The following is a 16,065-nucleotide window of genomic DNA, read 5'->3' on the forward strand; positions in this document are numbered from 1 at the left end:
GTTACGCGTCCCGCAGGAAAACCGCGGCCAGCGCCGCCGCGATGCCCGCCAGCACCAGGATCGTGACAGCGACCGCGGTCCACCCGCGAGCGTCGAATGCCACTCCCCCGAACCAGCCGATGGCACTCGACCCGCCGTAGTAGAAGAGGTTGTACAGCGACGAGGCTTGAGCCTTGCCGACGGGCGCGGCCTGGCCGGTCCATCCGGCCGCTGTGGAATGCGCTCCGAAGAAGCCGGCCGTGGCGACCACTAAACCGATGAGAACCACGAACACGTTGTCACTCAACGTGATTGCGATCCCGATCATCATCACCGCCACGGACGTCAGCAAGATCCGCCTGCGCCCGAAGCGCGCCGCCTCGGCACCGGCCCGCGACGACGCCCACGTGCCGGCCAGGTAGGCCAGGAACACCAGGCTGACGACGGACGGCGCAAGGTGAAAGGGCGCCGCGGTCAGGCGGAAGCCGAGGAAGTTGTACAGCGCGACGAAGCCGCCCATCAGTAGGAAGGCCTGCGCGAAGAGCACCAATTGGCGCGGTGTGCGCAGGTTGGCGGCCAGTCGGTGGGCCAGGTCTCCCTCCGGATTGGTGCCGTGCCGCGACGCGGGGGTGAAGCCGCGCAGCTCGGGCGCCAGCTTCACGAACGCCATCGCTGCCAGGCCGCAGATCACCGCGACGGTGAAGACACCGATGCGCCAGCCGGCGAACTCGGCGACCGGGCTGGACACCAGACGGCCGAGCAGGCCCCCGATCGTCGTTCCCGCCACGAAGGTGCCCGCGGCCCTGGCGGCGTGCACGGGCTCGACCTCTTCGGTCAGATAGGCCACTGCGATCGCGGGGACACCGCCGACAAGGAGGCCCTCGACGAAGCGGCCCGCCATCAGCAGTCCGAACGTCGGCGCGAACGGGAGCAGGATCCCGACGACTGTGGCACCCGAGACGGAGATCGTGATGGCCTTCACCCGGCCCATGCGATCGGCCAGCGCCGACCACGGGATGACACCGAGCGCCAGACCCGCGGTGGACACCGAAACCACCAGTGCCGCAGTCGCGGCGCCGATACCGAGGTCGGCCGAGATCAGCGGAAGCACGGCCTGCGGCGAGTAGAGCTGGGCGAACGTTGCGACTCCGGCACAGAACAGCGCCGCCAACAGTCGCGCGTAGGCGGTCGATCCGCGGGTGTGCCCAGTCCACACGGGTTGCAGGGACTGGTCAACGGTCATAAAGCCGACAGTAGAAATGGGCTACTGATGTGTCCAATGCATGAAACGGCTGACCTTCATGCGACTGGCGTATGACTGCAGTTGAGTCGGGACCGCCGAGTGGTGCTAGCGGCCGATAAGAAATTCGACGAAGCGCTCTGCCGGTGGGCCCAGGGGCCGATCACTCCCCCACGCCACTCCGACCTCGCGTTTGGCCCGGCTGTTCGACAGGGGCACGTGGACTACCCGTGCATCGGCCGCGTCGCGCGGCACGGGTACCACGGCGACGCCGAATCCGGCTGCCACCAAGCCCTCCATCGTCGGAATCTCCGAGGCCTCGAACACGATCTCGGGATCGATACCCGCCTCGGCCCACAAGTCGTCGGTCAACAACCGCAACCCGAGTGGCTTCTCGAGTGCGACGAACGGCTCGTCGGCCGCCGCGGACAGGCTCACCCGGCTGCGAGTCGCGAAACGGTGCGCGACCGGCACCGCCAGGCACAGCCGTTCGACGTACAGCCGGTGCCACACAACAGTGGCAGGATCGGGACGCGGTGAGGTGATGGCGATATCGGCCCCGCCGTCGGCGATTCGTTGCGCGACCTCGTGCGCCGGCCCCTGAAACAGATCGAACGCGATTCGCGGCGCGGATTCCCGGAAACGCCGAAGCTGCTCGGGCACATACCAGTTGGCCAGCGAGTGCAGGAAAGCCAGCCGCACCCGACCGGTGTCCGGGTCACGCAGCGCGGCGATCCGGTCGACGGCCGTCTGCACCTCGGCGACGCTGCGGCGGGCGTGCTCGAGCATGATGCGGCCGTACTCGTTGAGGTGAAGCCGACGTCCGACGCGGTCGAACAGTGGCGCGCCGGCCTTGTCCTCGATCCGGGTCAGGGCACGCGACAGCGTGGGTTGGCTCACCCCCAACTCGGCCGCGGCATCGGTGACATGTTCGGTTTCGGCCAGCACCACGAACCACTGCAGTTCTTCGAGATGCACGTCTAGACCCTAGCCATCTGGTGCGGCACTCACGCCGTCCAGCAGCGCATCCACCAATGCCCCGTAACGCTCGAAGGCGTGGTTGTTCGGGATCGGCGCGCTCATCACCTGCAGCAGCAGCGTGCCCATCAACGCGTTGGCGATCGCATCGGGGTCGGCGTCGGCGCACACCGCGCCGGCGGCCATCGCACGGCGCACCCGATCGACGAGCCCACCGCGCTGCGGCACGCTGAGTTGTTCGTAAAGCGCTTCGGTGTCACCGGAACTCGCGGCCGCAGCGGCGACCAGTGCGCGGATGAGTTTGGCGTTGGCGGGTTCGGTGATGAATTCGCCGTGCTCGACCAGCCACCGCAGCAGATCCGCGCGAAGGTTGCCGGTGTCGGGCACTTCGAACGATCCGTCGCGCCCGTAGGCGTCCAACACCGCCTCGGCGACCAGCGGCGCCTTCGACGCCCAGCGTCGATAAATGCTCTTCTTTCCCACGCGCGCCCGAGCGGCGACGGCATCCATCGACAGCTCGGCGTAGCTGGACTCGACCAGTAGCTCGCGCACGGCGTCGAGGATCGCCGCGTCCAGCGAGGCGTCCCTGGGCCGGCCGAGCGGTTGTGCCATGTCACGAGCCTAACTTCGCCGATTCATTGCCGATCTGGTTCGTAGTGCCGTAGGTTACCGCTATTACGACACAAATCGTGTCGTAATGGCACAGTCGCGAGGAGCACACCCGGAGATGAGCACATCTGAATTGTCGGTGCCCACCGACTTCGCCGAGGTCTCGCCGAGCTGGATGACCCAGGCGTTGGCCGCTCACCATCCCGGCGCCGTCGTCAGCGACGTCGCCATCGACCTTCGCGACGACGGCACCAATCGCCGTGCGCGCCTTCGCTTGTCCTACTCCGAGGGCCAGGGCCCGGCGACCGTGTTCGTCAAGGCCGCCGACCCCGACCATAAGGAACTCATCCGCATGACCAGCGGCATGTTCCACGAGCCACGCCTGTTCAGCTCCGGGGTGGAGCTTCCCCTGGAACATCCCGCCGTGTACGCCGCGCTGATCGACGAGGACGCCTACGACTTCTGCCTCGTCATGGAAGACCTGACCGCGCGGGGTGCGGATCCGCGGGACTCGTTGCGGCCGTTGACAATCGACGAAGCACGATCGGGGATGTGCGGACTCGGCCGGATGCACGGACGATACTGGGGATCGCGCGTCATCTCTGAGCCGGCGTTGGGTTGGCTGGAGCCCTTCGAACCGTTCGACGGATTGCAGTACGCGCCACTGCCCAGTGCGTTGGAACAACTCGACACCAGCACTCCCCCTGAGGTGTTGTCGATGTCGATCGAGCAACTGGTGGAAGGCACCTGGAAGCCCTACATCCGGACGCTGACCACCTCGCCGCAGACGCTGCTGCACGGCGATCCGCACATCGGCAACACCTACGTCACCCCCGGCGGCGAGGTCGGATTCCTGGACTGGCAGGTCGCCCGCCGTGGCAACTGGTCACTGGATGTCGGGTACTTCCTGCAGGGCGCACTGACCGTCGAGGACCGCCGCCAGCACGAACGAGCGCTGTTGGCGGACTATCGCGACGCGCTCGGCTTGCCCGCCGATGAGCTGCCGAGCATGGACGAGATCTGGCTGCGCTACCGCGCGTCGGTCGCTCATGGGTTGGCGCTGTGGCTGGCCACCGCCAGCAGCGGCGGTGGGCTGTGGCAGCGCCTCGAGGTTGCCGTCGCGCTGGCGCAACGCTATGCCAACGCCTACGGCGACCTGGACACCCCGTCGGCGATCGCCGAGATCACGGCGTAACGATCGCGTTCGCCGCCTGCGCCGGAGCCTCCAGCGCCTGGCTGTTGCGCTGCTCCATCTCGGTGAACCCCTGGGCACTGGTGTGCAGCCCCTGTGCGTGATCGCTCAGGCGAGTGAGCAAGGAGGCTGTGGTGGCCAGCCACTGCTCGGACAGAGCCGTCATGGCCAGCGCCGATGTCCCCTGCCACCCGACCTGGGCGGCGTCGATCCGGCTGGCGGCCGCGGCATGCTTGACGGCCACATCCTCGCCGTGACCACTGACCGCGACGCCGGATGCGGCCAGATCTTCGATATTGACCCGAAGCGACATATTCCACCCCTCAGACCTGCTGGTTCCTGGATACCAGCAAAGGCCGACAGGACGCTAGTCACCTGTCGACGCAGCCGCTAGAGTCCCTGCCGGACCAGGCACTTAACCGGGGGTAGATCATGACGACGAGCGAAGAAGTCAGGCCCAAGCGTCGCGGCGTCATGCAATCCCTGACCGACGTGTCGGTGAGGTACGTCGAACGCCTGATGCCCGACCCCTATCTGTTCGCGGTCATCCTGACCGTCATCGTCGCCGCACTGGTCGCGTTTCTGGTGAAGGGCGCCACGCCCGGCGGCATGCTCAAGGCGTGGTACGGCGGCGTGTGGGGACAGCAGAACATCTTCACGTTCGCGTTCCAGATGGTTCTGATCCTCGTCACGGGCTACACGCTGGCCGAGGCGCCGGTGCTCAAGCGCGGCATCGTGTACATCGCAGGCAAGCCGAAGAATCAGGTTCAGGCCGCCCTGCTCTGCTTCGGGGTGAGCGCCGTGCTGCACCTGTTGAACTGGGGGCTCGGACTGGTCGCCGGGGCCCTGGTTGCGCGGCAGGTCGCAAAGCGGTTGCCCGACACGCACTTCGGCTATCTCATCGCGGCGTCGTTCATGGGCTTCGTTGTGTGGACGCAGGGGCTCTCGTCGTCGATCGCGCTGGCCAACACCGACAGCAGCAGCCCAATCAACGTGATTCACAAGATGACTGGGCTCACGGTGCCGCTTTCGGAGACGATCTTCCAGCCGTACAGCTGGCTGTCGGTGCTCGTCGTGCTGGCGGTGCTGGCGCTGGCGATCTGGCGGATGGCGCCGTCGAGCACCCTTGCTCCCGATCCTGCAGTGTTCGACGAGGAGGAGGGGACGGAGGCTGAGGCCGAACCGCAGGGCAAGAAGACGTTCGCGGAATGGCTGGAAAACCTGTGGATTCTGAACGTCCTGATCTTTGTCGCGGGCATCGCGTACTTCTGGATCAGTGGTTTCGCGCTGAACATCTCCTCGATGATCATGTTGCTGACGATCACCAGCGCGCTGCTGCACAAAACTCCGATCCGGTTCATCCGGGCTTTCACCAGTGCCGCGAAGGTGTCGGGTCCACTGCTGCTGCAGTATCCGTTGTACGGCGGCCTGATCGGCTTGCTCGGATACCAGGCGACCAAGGACATCAAGCCGCTGCAGACGCTGCTGGCCGAGGCACTTGTGCACGGTGCGTCGGAGTACACGCTGCCGTTCCTGACGTTCGTCGGCTCGTTGATAATCAGCCTGTTCGTGCCGTCCGGCGGAGGGCACTGGGCCGTGCAGGGCCCGATCGCCGTCGACTCGGCACTGGCGATCGGCCAGCACTCGGAGGGCTATCTCGGGTTGATGTCGATGGCGGTCGCCGTCGGCGAGGGGGTGGCGAACATGATCCAGCCGTTCTGGTTGCTGCCCCTGCTGGCGATCGCGAAGCTGAATGTCCGCCAGGTGATGGGTTTTACGATCGTCGCGTTCCTGATCGGGTTCGTTGTGCTGGGCGCCACCATGCTGATTGCGCCGCACGTGATTTAGCTGGATTCGCACCCGTCCGCGGCGCCGTCAGCGCCGAATACCGCATATGGGCACTCAGCGTTATGACGTGGCGATTGTGGGCGGCGGGCCGGCAGGTTCATCGGCCGCGTGGCAAGCCGTACAGACCGGAGCGCGGGTGGTCGTCCTGGACAAGGCCGAGTTCCCCCGCGACAAGCCGTGCGGCGATGGTCTGACTGCCCGCGCGGTCAGTCTTCTTCAGAAGATGGGCTTGGCCGACGAGGTCGACAAGTTCCACCGCGTCAACCGGGCCACGATCTACAGCCCCCATCGGTTGGAGCTGTCATTCCCGAGCCGGCCCGGCATGCCCAACCACGGCCACTGCGCCCCACGGCGCGAACTGGACACGCTGCTGCTCGAGAACGCCCGGACAGCGGGCGCCGAGGTGCGCCAGGGCACCGAGGTCGCCGGCCCGATCCTGGACGGCGACGGCCGAGTGACGGGGGTGACGCTCAAGGATGGTGAGCCGGTTTATGCCGACGCGGTGATCGCCGCCGACGGCGCCTACTCGCCCGTCAAGCGTGGCCTCGAGCTGACCTCGCGGTACAACGGCTACTCGGCGATCGCGATTCGCGCCGAGATGCCGGCGAATCGTCCGGACTCCGACTCCCTCGACATCTATCTGAAACTGGCGTTCCAAGGCGACCAACTGCCCGGCTACGGCTGGGTGTTCCCGATGGGCGCGGGCCGGCTCAACATCGGGCTGGGATACGTCAACAGCTACAAGCGGTGGCACGAGATCAACGTCAGCCAACTCCTGGGCGAGTTCCTCGCGACCCTGCCCCGCGAGTGGGAGCTGCCCACCGTCGACGAGCTGCGAAAGGACAAGGCAGTGCAGGCCTGGCGACTACCGATGGGCTTCACCGCGTGGCCGCCGTGGCGACCGGGTGTGGTCTTCGCCGGCGACGCGCTGGGCGCTGCCAGACCGGCGTCGGGTGCCGGGATCTCCAAGGCATTGCAGTCCGGGCTCGCCGCCGGCGAGTGTGTCATCGCCGCACTCACAAATGGCGGCCCCGACGACTTCACGAACTACGAACAGCGCATCACCGCGACTTGGGGCCGGGAGTACCGCCACGGCAGGCTCTTTCACCGGCTGGCAGGCATCCCGGCGGTGGCCAACACCGGTCGCCGCGTACTCGACGGCGTGAGTCACGCCAAAATGCGTGTGTCCCTACCCTTCTAAGCAGGCTTGACGAGGGTGAACTGACACACGTCGGTATAGCCGTCGCGAAACAGCTGGGCGCACCCGGTCAGGTAACGCATGTAGCGGTCGTACATCTCTTCTGACTGCAGCGCGATCGCGTCGTCCTTGCGGGCCGCCAGCGCTGCCGCCCAGATCTCCAGCGTGCGTGCATAGTGCGGCCGCAGTCGCTGAGCGCGCTGCAGTTCGAAGCCCGCCTTGGCCGCGTGCTCGACAACGGTGCACGGCTTGGGCAGATCACCGCCGGGGAAGATCTCGTCCATGATGAACTTCACGAATCGCAGGATCGTCATCGTCAGCGGCAGCTCGTTGGCCGCGAACTCTTCATCGGTCGGCTTGATGATGGTGTGCAGCAACATGATCCCGCCGGGCGGCAGCAGCGTGTACGCGGTCCGGAAGAAATCGTCGTAACGATCGCGACCGAAATGCTCGAAGGCGCCGATGGATACGATCCGGTCGACCGGCTCCTCGAACTGCTCCCAGCCCTGCAGCAGCACCCGCTTGGAGCGCGTGCTGGAGTTGTGGTCAAGCAATCGCTGCGCACTGGCTTGTTGGTTGCGGCTCAGGGTCAGGCCGATGACGTTGACGTCAAAACGCTGCACGGCGCGCTTCAGGGTCGCGCCCCAGCCGCACCCGATATCGAGGAGCGTCATGCCCGGCTGCAGCCCCAGCTTGCCCAACGACAGATCGATCTTCGCGAGCTGAGCCTGTTCCAGGGTCATGTCGGCACGCTCGAAGTAGGCACAGCTGTAGGTCTGGGTGGGATCCAGGAACAGCCGAAAGAACTCGTCGGACAGGTCGTAGTGCGCCTGCACATCGTCGAAATACGGCGCGAGGACGCGGGTTTTGTCCGTCATATATCGGTATTCGGCGCCGACGGTCCCACGGATGGGGCCGGGGCCGTCAATCAAGGGAATCCGCGGCCCATCCGGTGGCGTCGCCGCGACGAATCGCTTGCATGGGGAACGGAGTTGTCGGTCGGCGATCAATCGCCGTGGTGGGTAGTGGAGTGGCCGGTCTGACAGCCGCGTACATGCTGGCGCAGCGCGACCGGGTGACATTGTTCGAGGCTGATACCCGGATGGGCGGGCACGCGCACACTCATGTCGTCGATCGCGGCGACGGGCAGAGCGTCGCGGTCGACTCCGCGTTTCTGGTGCACAACGACCGGACGTACCCGACGCTGTGCCGCCTGTTCGACGAACTCGGCATCGCCACCCACGAAACCGAGATGTCGATGTCGGTACGCGCGGACGGAATCGGACTCGAGTACGCGGGCGCGCGCGGCATCGGTGGGCTGTTCCCGTCGTTGGCGACGGCGACGCGCCCGCAGTACCTGCGCATGCTCACGGAGGTGAAACGGTTTCACCGAACCGCTACCGCGTTGTTGGCCGGCGAACTCACCGACGACCTCGAAACACTTGGTTCGTTTCTGGGCAGGCACAACTTCTCGCGGTTCTTCGTCACGCACTTCATGACACCGCTGGTCGCCGCCGTATGGTCCTGCGCCCCGGGAGCGGCAATGGACTATCCGGCCCGCTACCTCTTCAATTTCCTGCACCACCACGGGATGCTGTCGGTGTTCGGCTCACCGAAATGGCGTACGGTCCAAGGTGGTTCGGCTACCTATGTCAACAAGGTGCTGGAGCGCATCGACGAGGTGCACGCGGGCATGCCGGTTCATGCCGTCGAGCGCAATCGGGACGGTGTCGAGGTGACGGCAGGGTGCCTGGGCCCGCGACAGTTCGACTCGGTGGTGGTCGCGACGCATCCCGACCAGGCCCTGTTGATGCTCGTGAGTCCCACCGATGCCGAACGGCGGGTGTTGGAGGCGATTCCCTACAGCACCAATCACGCACGGCTGCACACCGACGAATCGGTGTTGCCGCGACGGCGCCGGGCCCGCGCGTCGTGGAATTATCTGGCGACCGACAACCACGACGAGGTGGTGGTCACCTACGACGTCAGCCGGTTGATGGGTATTGCGGGACCACGACGTTTCCTGGTGACTCTCGGCGACGGGCATCGGATAGATCCGAACCAGGTCGTGGCGGAGATGACGTACGCGCATCCGCTGTATACACCGGAATCTGTTGCAGCCGTGCAGCTTCTGCCCACGCTCGGTGATGACCGCGTGGTGTTCGCCGGCGCCTACCACGGGTGGGGATTCCACGAGGACGGCGCCGCGTCCGGACTGGCCGCGGCGCAACGCCTGGGCGCCCGATGGCCGGTGACCGAAGAGCTGGAGGATGTCGCGTGCTGATCCCCGCGCTGTATCGGACCCGCGTCTGGCATCACCGGGCGGCGCCGGTCGAATATTCCTTTCGGCACCGCGGCTATAGCTGGTATGTCGATGTCGACGACCTCCCCAGGCTGCCACGATGGCTTCGCCCGTTCGCGCGAATCGACCCGCGCGACCACCTTGACGGCCAACCCGGGGACTCGCTGCGTGATCGCGTCGACGCCGTGCTGGCCAGCCGCGGGCTGAGTGCGAGCGCGGGCAGCGTGACGGCGCTGCTGCAGGCTCGCGTCCTCGGTTATGTGTTCAACCCGCTGAGCCTGTATTGGTGTCACGATGCCGACGGCACGGTGCAGCACGTAATCGCCGAGGTGCACAACACCTATGGCGGCCGCCACGCGTACGTCGCGAGTGGCGATGGTCAGCTCGCGACCGTGTCCAAAGCCTTTTACGTATCGCCGTTCAACGATGTTTCGGGCCGCTACCTGATCAACGCTCCGCGCCCGGACAAGACCCTGGAGGTGACGATCACCTTGTTGCGCGACGACCAGCCGCCGTTCGTGGCGGCGCTGCGCGGCGATCAACTCCCGGTGAGTACCGCACAGCTGCTACGGCTGCAGCTCATCGCGCCGATAGCTCCGCTTCGAGGGGCATTGGCGATCCGGCGGCACGGAATTGCACTGTGGCTGCACAAGATTCCGGTGGTACCGCGTCAAGAGAAGGCGGAACTGCGATGACCCTGGAGTCCACCGCGATTCCTGGCGGGACGGTCGACGGCACTGCCGGGACAGGAGTACCGCGGGTGCCCCGCGGACCCTTGGCGGCGATGTCGGGTGCGGTGGCTGCCCGGTTGTTGCGCCGTACCGCGGCGGCACTGCCGCTTCGGTTGTGCTATCCCGACGGCTCGGTGGTCGGCGCTGCCGATCCATCCATGCCGAGTTTTATTCTGCACCAACCGGATCGACTGGCCCGGCGGATCGGCGCGAGCGGGTTGATCGGTTTCGGTGAATCCTATATGGCCGGCGAGTGGGATAGTTCGAACCTGGCCGGCGCACTGACCGTCCTGGCGAGCGGAGTGGCGGATTTGGTGCCGCGCGGACTGCAGCGGCTACGGCCTCTTGTGCTCAGCGGCCAGCCGCGCTCGGCGCGCAACAGCCCCGCCCAGGCCAGGCGCAATGTGGCTGCGCACTACGACTTGTCCAATGCGATGTTCGCCGAGTTTCTCGACGAGACCATGACGTACTCGTCCGCGCTGTTCGATCAGCTGCCCGCATCGCGGGAGCACCTTGCCGATGCCCAACGGCGCAAGATCAACCGGCTGCTCGATGCGGCCAAGGTGGGGCCGGGAAGCCGGGTGCTCGAAATCGGCACTGGCTGGGGCGAATTGTGCGTCCAAGCCGCGGGCCGGGGTGCGACAGTCCATTCGATCACGTTGTCGGCCGAGCAGCGTCAGCACGCGCTGCAGCGGGTGGCCGCCGCCGGGCTGTCGGACCGCGTCCGGATCGACCTCGCCGACTACCGCGAGGTAGAGGGACGTTACGACGCCGTGGTGTCGGTCGAGATGATCGAGGCCATCGGGTACTCGTTGTGGCCCGGCTACTTCCGCGCGCTGGACGACCTTGTCACTCCCGGCGGGCGCGTCGCGATCCAGGCAATCACCATGCCGCACAACCGGATGCTGGTGAGTCGCAACACTCACACCTGGATCCAGAAGTACATCTTCCCCGGCGGGCTACTGCCCTCGACGCAGGCCATCGTGGAGATCACCGAGAGCCAGACTCGGCTGCGAACGATCGACATGGTATCGATGCGCGATCACTACGCCGAGACTCTCCGGCTGTGGCGGGAGCGGTTCATCGAAAGTCGGGATACGTTGGCGGCATTGGGGTTCGACGCGGTCTTCGCCCGGATGTGGGAGCTTTACCTCGCCTATTCCGAGGCCGGCTTCCGGGCCGGTTATCTTGATGTGTACCAATGGACCTTCGCCCCTACGGGAGCTCGCCAGTGAATTTTCTCCTCGTCGCCGCAGCATCGGTGGCCGCGGTCATCGTGGTCCACGGCGTGACATTCCTGATCGCGCGGCGTATCGGGCGTTACAACATCGTCGACATCACCTGGGGTCTCGGGTTTGTGGCGGTCGCCGCCGTCGCGGCAGTGGTCGGCACCGGGGACCTGTTTCGCCGTCTGCTGTTGCTGGCGCTGACCGCATTGTGGGGGTTGCGGCTGGCCTGGCACATGTACGTCAAGATCAAGGGCCACGGCGAAGACCCCCGCTACCGTGACCTGCTGCGCGGAAACTTCGCACCGGGCAACGTCATCCGGAAGATCTTCGGCACCCAGGCCGTGGCGACGCTGTTCGTCGCACTTCCCCTGATGCTCTCGGCCACGCTGGGCCCGACGCGTTCCGCACGGGTTGTGTTGATGGGCATCGGCGTGGTGGTGTGGCTGGCCGGCTTGGTGTGCGAGTCCGTGGGCGATCACCAATTGCGGGCGTTCAAGCGGGACCCCGCGAACAAGGGGACAATCATGGACCGGGGGCTGTGGAGCTGGACACGGCACCCGAACTACTTCGGGGACGCCTGCGTGTGGTGGGGGCTCTGGCTGGTGAGCATCGCAGGCTGGGTTTCGCTGGCGACCGTGGCCAGCCCCGTGGTGATGACGTACTTCCTGGTGCATGTCACCGGGGCCAGGCTCACCGAAAAGTACATGAGAGACCGGCCGGGGTTTCGCGAATATTGCTCGCGGACATCGTATTTTGTGCCGCTGCCACCAAAATCCCGGACCCGGTGACGTCTACATCGACCAGGGCCGACCCCAGGGCATGGCGGCCTCTCCCCCGGCGTCGGGCTTGACGGCCAGAATCTGGTCCACACCCATCCGGCCCTGTTCGAAGGCCAGCCCGCCACCGACCAGATAGAGCCGCCACACTCGGGCGACCTCCTCACCGGCCAGAGCGACGAACTCGTCGTAGCGACGCTCAAAGGTGTCGATCCAGCAGTCGACGGTGCGGACGTAGTGTTCGCGCATGGCCTCGACGTCGCGCACCTCGAAACCGGCGTCCTGCAGGTAATTCACGGTCTGCCCCATCGGCCGCATGTGCATGTCAGGCGCGATGTAGGACTCGATGAACGCCCCGCCACCCGGCGCGGCGTCCGCACCCCGCGACATCTGTTGCAGCACGAGTCGGCCGGTGGGCTTGAGCGACCGGTACAGCATCGCCGCATACGTGCCGTAATTCTCCTCGCCGACATGCTCGCCCATCTCCACCGAGGCCACCGCGTCGAACGGCTCACTGTCATCAGCGAATTCGCGGTAGTCCTGCAACCCCACGTTGACCCGCCCGGTCAGACCGCGATCCGCCACTCGGGCGACCACGAAGTCACGCTGCCGCACCGACAGCGTGATGCCGGTGGCGTGCACCCCATAATGCTCCGCGGCGAACAGGACCAGTGAGCCCCAGCCGCAGCCTACGTCGAGCAGCCGCATGCCGTCGGTCAGACCGAGTTTGCGGCAGATCAGGTCGAGTTTGGCGGTCTGAGCTTCATGCAACGTCTGCCGATCGTCGGTGAAGTAGGCCGACGAGTACGCCATGTGGTCGTCGAGCAGCAGACGATAGAAGTCGTTGGACAGGTCGTAGTGGTGGGCGATGGCCGCGCGGTCACGCCGTCGGCTGTTCCTGCGGCCTTTCAGCCTGGCTTCGGTGCTCGGCGGCGGTGGCGGCGGGCCCAGCGCCCCGAGCGTGGCCGCCTGCCGCAGTGCGTCCGCCAGCTTGCGCGCGGTCGGACGAGTGGGCGTCTGGCCGTCCGATCGGCGCCACACCTCACGCAACCCCTCGCCGAGATCCCCGTCGACGTCGAGATCACCCGCCACAAAGGCGCGCGCAAGACCCAGTTCACCTGGCGCCCACACCAACCTGCGCAAGGCCCGCCGCGACCGGATGACCAGGACCGGGCCCGCCGGTCCGGCCTCGCTGCCATCCCAGGCCCGGATGCGGACCGGCAGCTCGATATCGAGGGCCGTGCCGACGAGTGACTCCAGGCGCTGCGCGGTGTTCACAACCGGTATTCGTCGCCGACAGCCTGGCGGATGGCGTCAGGTCAAGGACAGCTTGGCGAAGATCTGTCCGGTCGGCTGCGGCGAACCTGTTCCTGGCTCGACGGTGAACGCGAGCGCGTTGGTGTTGCCGAGATCGGTGAGCACCGCCGTCGTCGACGGCCGCACCGCGTCGCCAGTCATCGTGCCTGCCGATCTCGGGGTCCCGCCGTCGAGCAGCCACATCTGATAGACCGAGCCGGGCGGGGGCGGTGCGACGTTGTTCATCACCAGCACCCCGGCATTGGTGTCGCGCGAGTACACGAAGGTTGCCACGCCGCCGGTGGGGATGGCGGCGGTGGTGGTTTGGACGTCGGAGGCCTCGAACACTCGCGCGGCCGTCGGCGTGCTCGGGGGGCGCAGGACCACGACCGTGCTGAACACGCCGAGCCCGATCACCAATGCCGCGGCGGCCGCGATGAGCGGTCTGCGCCAGGAACGCCGGGGCGCTGCGGGCCCCGCGGCAACCGCCGCCAGGATCCGCTCCCGCAATTCGGGCGGAGGCTCGACGGCGGTCGCGTCTGACACCAGGGCCATCGTGTCGCGGTAGGCGCGCACCTCGTCGCGGAAGGCGTTGGCCACAGCCGCGGGCGCGGCGTCGAGATTGCGGTCGATGTCGGCGCGTTGGTGACCGTCGATGGCGCCGAGGGCATACACGCCCGTGAGGTCCATCAGCTCGAAATCCGCGGGGCCGGTCATGACACCCCCAGGCAGTTGCGTAGGCCCCGCAACGCATCTCGGATGCGCGACTTGATGGTCGACAGGTTGGCCGACAGCCGCGCCGACACCTCGGGATAGGTGAGTCCGCCGTAGTACGCCAGCTCGATGCACTCGCGCTGAACGTCGGTGAGCGAGTCGAGGCACTCGACGACGCGGCGGCGATCCTCTCCCCCGATCACCGCGTCGGCGACGTCGTCGCGCGGGCGGTCGATGTTGGCCGCGCCGTAGCGATCCTCGCGCCGGCGTCCGGCCTCTTCGGAGCGCACCCGCTCGACGGCGCGCCCGTGGGAGACCGTCATCAGCCACGCCATCGCTGAGCCGGCCGCCGGGTCGTACTTGTCGGCATTGCGCCACACGTGAAGGAAAATGTCTTGGGTGGTTTCCTGGCTGTAGCCCGGATCCCGCAGAATGCGCAGTACCAGCCCGTAGACCCGCGCTTTGGTCAGATCGTAGAACGTGGCGAAGGCGTCAGCGTCCTGGCCCGCTGTCCGGCCCAGCAATGCCTCGAGCTCGTTGCGCGGCGGCGCCGATCCGTTCATCGAGCCATAGCCTAGCCACTCATAGGCTGCCGACCCCACTGATTCGGTCGGCCGAGACCCCAGCCGAACATCCATGACAGAGATTCGTCGCCGAAACGGTCATGGATGGCACCGCGTTGGCGCTAAGCGGGCAGCAGGTCGAACGGCGGCGTTCCGACGCCACTGATCATGAGCTGGCCCGACGGGATCTTCTCGACGAGCCGCACTGCGGCGCTGCGGTTTCCAATCGTCAACTGGGCGTGCTGGCCCGCCACGAAGTCGTCGGGCGCACCGTAGGCGAGACCCTGCCAGTGGTAGCGCCCGTCGATCGGGCTGAGGTGGCCGGCAAGTCGGACCCGGACCCCGCAGCACACACCGGCGACATCCAGTTCGGCGGCGCCGTCGAAAACGCCGTTGTCGTCGACGGTCACAGGAACCTGGTCCGCGTCCACATCCGTCGGCTGATCCGGTTCATCAGCCCGATCTCCTCGAGAAACGCTGCCAGCGGGGCGAATCCGGCGCGGGTGGTCTCGTGGAAGTACGGATTGGCACGGGCCTCTCGGCGCGCTTCGCGGCCGTCGAGCCCGGCCCGCCGATAGACGGCACGATTGGTGAACAGGTAGCGGTAGAACGGTCCGCCTGCGCCGTGGATGGTGGCGAGCAGGAACCGGTTGCGCCGCTTCATCATCGGGACGTCCCGGCGCGCGCCGTCGCGGGCGAACTGGATGTGGCGCGCTTCCTCGGTGACGTGGATGCGCATGATGCGGCTGACGATCGGCTGCAGTTCGGCGTCGTCGAGGATCTGGCGCTGCAAGGCGTCGAAGATCTCCTCCCCCACCAACGCCGCGATCCAGAGCACCTGCTTCTGGAACACCAGCGGCAGCGTGTTGATGATCATGCGCTGAAAACGACCGGGCTGAAACGGCTTTCCGTCGACGGCGGCGATGGCGCGGCCGAACATGACCATGTGCCGGGTCTCGTCACCGAGCTCGGTGAGCGAATAATGGGCGGACGCCGAGGTGACGTCGGCGTGCATGAGACCGCGAAGCAGCGCCTGATTGAGGATGTTCTCGAACCACACCCCGGCCGACAGCAGGTTGATGAATTCCTGGCGTGACAGCTCGATCTGCTGCTCGCGGGTCATGCCCGCCCACATCGGCGTGCCGTACAGCGACACGACCCGAGGCGGCAGGAAGAACTTGTCCGGCTGGACCGGTGTATCCCAGTCGATGTCGACGACGGGAGCGTACGACTTCTTGGCCGAGCCCTTGAGCAGGCGATCGGAGAACTCCTCTCGGCTCGGTGACGTCGTCGTCCTGGTCGGAGAAGCCTTCGAAAGCGCCGCAGCCATGAGAAGCCTCCTGCTAGTCGCGGGTGTCCTGAGTCGGTGATACCGAAGATACATTCAGCGTCTGTTTGTATCAATAGCTC

At 66.4% G+C, this 16,065-nt stretch carries 17 protein-coding genes; 7 read left to right on the forward strand and 10 right to left on the reverse strand.

Features of this window, described 5'->3' with window-relative positions; translation table 11 throughout:
* Position 1 precedes the first annotated feature (1 nt).
* The 3 genes from EV580_RS07480 to EV580_RS07490 form a co-directional block, all read right to left on the reverse strand.
* Positions 2-1,222 carry an MFS transporter gene (locus EV580_RS07480; protein WP_133690411.1) on the reverse strand — a complete coding sequence of 407 codons (1,221 nt, stop codon included), beginning with the start codon at positions 1,220-1,222 and terminating at the stop codon, positions 2-4.
* Positions 1,223-1,327: 105 nt separating this feature from the next.
* The gene (locus EV580_RS07485; RefSeq protein ID WP_133690412.1) at positions 1,328-2,197 is read right to left on the reverse strand and encodes a LysR family transcriptional regulator; all 870 of its coding nucleotides are present in this window, start codon (positions 2,195-2,197) and stop codon (positions 1,328-1,330) included.
* Positions 2,198-2,206: 9 nt separating this feature from the next.
* Complete coding sequence (locus tag EV580_RS07490) at positions 2,207-2,809, reverse strand: TetR/AcrR family transcriptional regulator (protein WP_133690413.1); 603 nt, start codon at positions 2,807-2,809, stop codon at positions 2,207-2,209.
* A 115-nt stretch (positions 2,810-2,924) separates the two neighbouring features.
* On the opposite strand from EV580_RS07490, the gene EV580_RS07495 reads away from it, so the two are divergent.
* Positions 2,925-4,001, forward strand: a complete 1,077-nt coding sequence (locus EV580_RS07495) for a phosphotransferase (protein ID WP_133690414.1) — start codon at positions 2,925-2,927, stop codon at positions 3,999-4,001.
* On the opposite strand, the gene EV580_RS07500 is transcribed toward EV580_RS07495, so the two are convergent.
* Positions 3,991-4,311: a WXG100 family type VII secretion target gene (locus EV580_RS07500; protein WP_133690415.1), complete on the reverse strand. Its 321-nt coding sequence runs from the start codon at positions 4,309-4,311 to the stop codon at positions 3,991-3,993. The two genes, EV580_RS07495 and EV580_RS07500, sit on opposite strands and share 11 nt — an antisense overlap.
* 119 nt (positions 4,312-4,430) lie before the next feature.
* Between EV580_RS07500 and EV580_RS07505 the strand changes: the two genes are divergently transcribed.
* Together EV580_RS07505 and EV580_RS07510 are read left to right on the forward strand one after the other, a co-directional pair.
* Entirely contained in the window at positions 4,431-5,846 is a 1,416-nt protein-coding gene (locus EV580_RS07505) for a TIGR00366 family protein (RefSeq protein ID WP_133690416.1), read from the forward strand.
* Between the two features lie 46 nt (positions 5,847-5,892).
* A complete protein-coding gene (locus EV580_RS07510; protein WP_133690417.1) occupies positions 5,893-7,047 on the forward strand; it encodes a geranylgeranyl reductase family protein in 1,155 nt (384 codons plus the stop codon).
* Here the strand turns inward: EV580_RS07510 and EV580_RS07515 are convergent.
* Positions 7,044-7,922: a cyclopropane mycolic acid synthase family methyltransferase gene (locus EV580_RS07515; RefSeq protein WP_133690418.1), complete on the reverse strand. Its 879-nt coding sequence runs from the start codon at positions 7,920-7,922 to the stop codon at positions 7,044-7,046. The two genes, EV580_RS07510 and EV580_RS07515, sit on opposite strands and share 4 nt — an antisense overlap.
* A gap of 101 nt (positions 7,923-8,023) precedes the next feature.
* Between EV580_RS07515 and EV580_RS07520 the strand changes: the two genes are divergently transcribed.
* From EV580_RS07520 to EV580_RS07535, 4 genes are read left to right on the forward strand one after another with little or no spacing between them, the layout of a single operon-like run.
* Positions 8,024-9,328 (forward strand): NAD(P)/FAD-dependent oxidoreductase, encoded by a 1,305-nt coding sequence (locus EV580_RS07520; RefSeq protein ID WP_133690419.1) that lies wholly within the window; start codon positions 8,024-8,026, stop codon positions 9,326-9,328.
* Positions 9,289-10,041 carry a DUF1365 domain-containing protein gene (locus EV580_RS07525; RefSeq protein ID WP_133690420.1) on the forward strand — a complete coding sequence of 251 codons (753 nt, stop codon included), beginning with the start codon at positions 9,289-9,291 and terminating at the stop codon, positions 10,039-10,041. Before EV580_RS07520 ends, EV580_RS07525 begins: the two co-directional genes overlap by 40 nt.
* Positions 10,038-11,312: a class I SAM-dependent methyltransferase gene (locus tag EV580_RS07530; protein ID WP_133690421.1), complete on the forward strand. Its 1,275-nt coding sequence runs from the start codon at positions 10,038-10,040 to the stop codon at positions 11,310-11,312. Before EV580_RS07525 ends, EV580_RS07530 begins: the two co-directional genes overlap by 4 nt.
* Positions 11,309-12,094: a DUF1295 domain-containing protein gene (locus tag EV580_RS07535; protein ID WP_286171487.1), complete on the forward strand. Its 786-nt coding sequence runs from the start codon at positions 11,309-11,311 to the stop codon at positions 12,092-12,094. The genes EV580_RS07530 and EV580_RS07535 overlap by 4 nt, the downstream gene beginning before the upstream one ends.
* A gap of 3 nt (positions 12,095-12,097) precedes the next feature.
* Here the strand turns inward: EV580_RS07535 and EV580_RS07540 are convergent, their stop codons facing one another.
* From EV580_RS07540 to EV580_RS07560, 5 genes are all read right to left on the reverse strand, one after another.
* Positions 12,098-13,360 carry an SAM-dependent methyltransferase gene (locus EV580_RS07540; protein WP_208114573.1) on the reverse strand — a complete coding sequence of 421 codons (1,263 nt, stop codon included), beginning with the start codon at positions 13,358-13,360 and terminating at the stop codon, positions 12,098-12,100.
* 36 nt (positions 13,361-13,396) lie between these two features.
* Positions 13,397-14,095, reverse strand: a complete 699-nt coding sequence (locus EV580_RS07545; RefSeq protein WP_133690424.1) for an anti-sigma factor — start codon at positions 14,093-14,095, stop codon at positions 13,397-13,399.
* Entirely contained in the window at positions 14,092-14,655 is a 564-nt protein-coding gene (locus EV580_RS07550; protein WP_133690425.1) for a sigma-70 family RNA polymerase sigma factor, read from the reverse strand. Before EV580_RS07550 ends, EV580_RS07545 begins: the two co-directional genes overlap by 4 nt.
* Before the next feature lie 122 nt (positions 14,656-14,777).
* The gene (locus tag EV580_RS07555) at positions 14,778-15,065 is read right to left on the reverse strand and encodes a DUF4873 domain-containing protein (protein ID WP_133690426.1); all 288 of its coding nucleotides are present in this window, start codon (positions 15,063-15,065) and stop codon (positions 14,778-14,780) included.
* Complete coding sequence (locus EV580_RS07560; RefSeq protein WP_133690427.1) at positions 15,062-15,985, reverse strand: AurF N-oxygenase family protein; 924 nt, start codon at positions 15,983-15,985, stop codon at positions 15,062-15,064. The genes EV580_RS07555 and EV580_RS07560 overlap by 4 nt, the downstream gene beginning before the upstream one ends.
* Positions 15,986-16,065: the final 80 nt, after the last annotated feature.

This window comes from Mycobacterium sp. BK086 (assembly GCA_004362315.1).
In the GTDB taxonomy this organism is placed as follows: domain Bacteria; phylum Actinomycetota; class Actinomycetes; order Mycobacteriales; family Mycobacteriaceae; genus Mycobacterium.

Coding starts and splice junctions, on each gene's coding strand:
- EV580_RS07515 (WP_133690418.1), bottom strand. CDS start 7,922: ATGACGGACAAAACCCGCGTCCTCGCGCCGTATTTCGACGATGTGCAG.
- EV580_RS07490 (WP_133690413.1), bottom strand. CDS start 2,809: ATGGCACAACCGCTCGGCCGGCCCAGGGACGCCTCGCTGGACGCGGCG.
- EV580_RS07525 (WP_133690420.1), top strand. CDS start 9,289: ATGGCCGGTGACCGAAGAGCTGGAGGATGTCGCGTGCTGATCCCCGCG.
- EV580_RS07510 (WP_133690417.1), top strand. CDS start 5,893: ATGGGCACTCAGCGTTATGACGTGGCGATTGTGGGCGGCGGGCCGGCA.
- EV580_RS07520 (WP_133690419.1), top strand. CDS start 8,024: ATGGGGAACGGAGTTGTCGGTCGGCGATCAATCGCCGTGGTGGGTAGT.
- EV580_RS07495 (WP_133690414.1), top strand. CDS start 2,925: ATGAGCACATCTGAATTGTCGGTGCCCACCGACTTCGCCGAGGTCTCG.
- EV580_RS07560 (WP_133690427.1), bottom strand. CDS start 15,985: ATGGCTGCGGCGCTTTCGAAGGCTTCTCCGACCAGGACGACGACGTCA.
- EV580_RS07480 (WP_133690411.1), bottom strand. CDS start 1,222: ATGACCGTTGACCAGTCCCTGCAACCCGTGTGGACTGGGCACACCCGC.
- EV580_RS07550 (WP_133690425.1), bottom strand. CDS start 14,655: ATGAACGGATCGGCGCCGCCGCGCAACGAGCTCGAGGCATTGCTGGGC.
- EV580_RS07505 (WP_133690416.1), top strand. CDS start 4,431: ATGACGACGAGCGAAGAAGTCAGGCCCAAGCGTCGCGGCGTCATGCAA.
- EV580_RS07545 (WP_133690424.1), bottom strand. CDS start 14,095: ATGACCGGCCCCGCGGATTTCGAGCTGATGGACCTCACGGGCGTGTAT.
- EV580_RS07500 (WP_133690415.1), bottom strand. CDS start 4,311: ATGTCGCTTCGGGTCAATATCGAAGATCTGGCCGCATCCGGCGTCGCG.
- EV580_RS07530 (WP_133690421.1), top strand. CDS start 10,038: ATGACCCTGGAGTCCACCGCGATTCCTGGCGGGACGGTCGACGGCACT.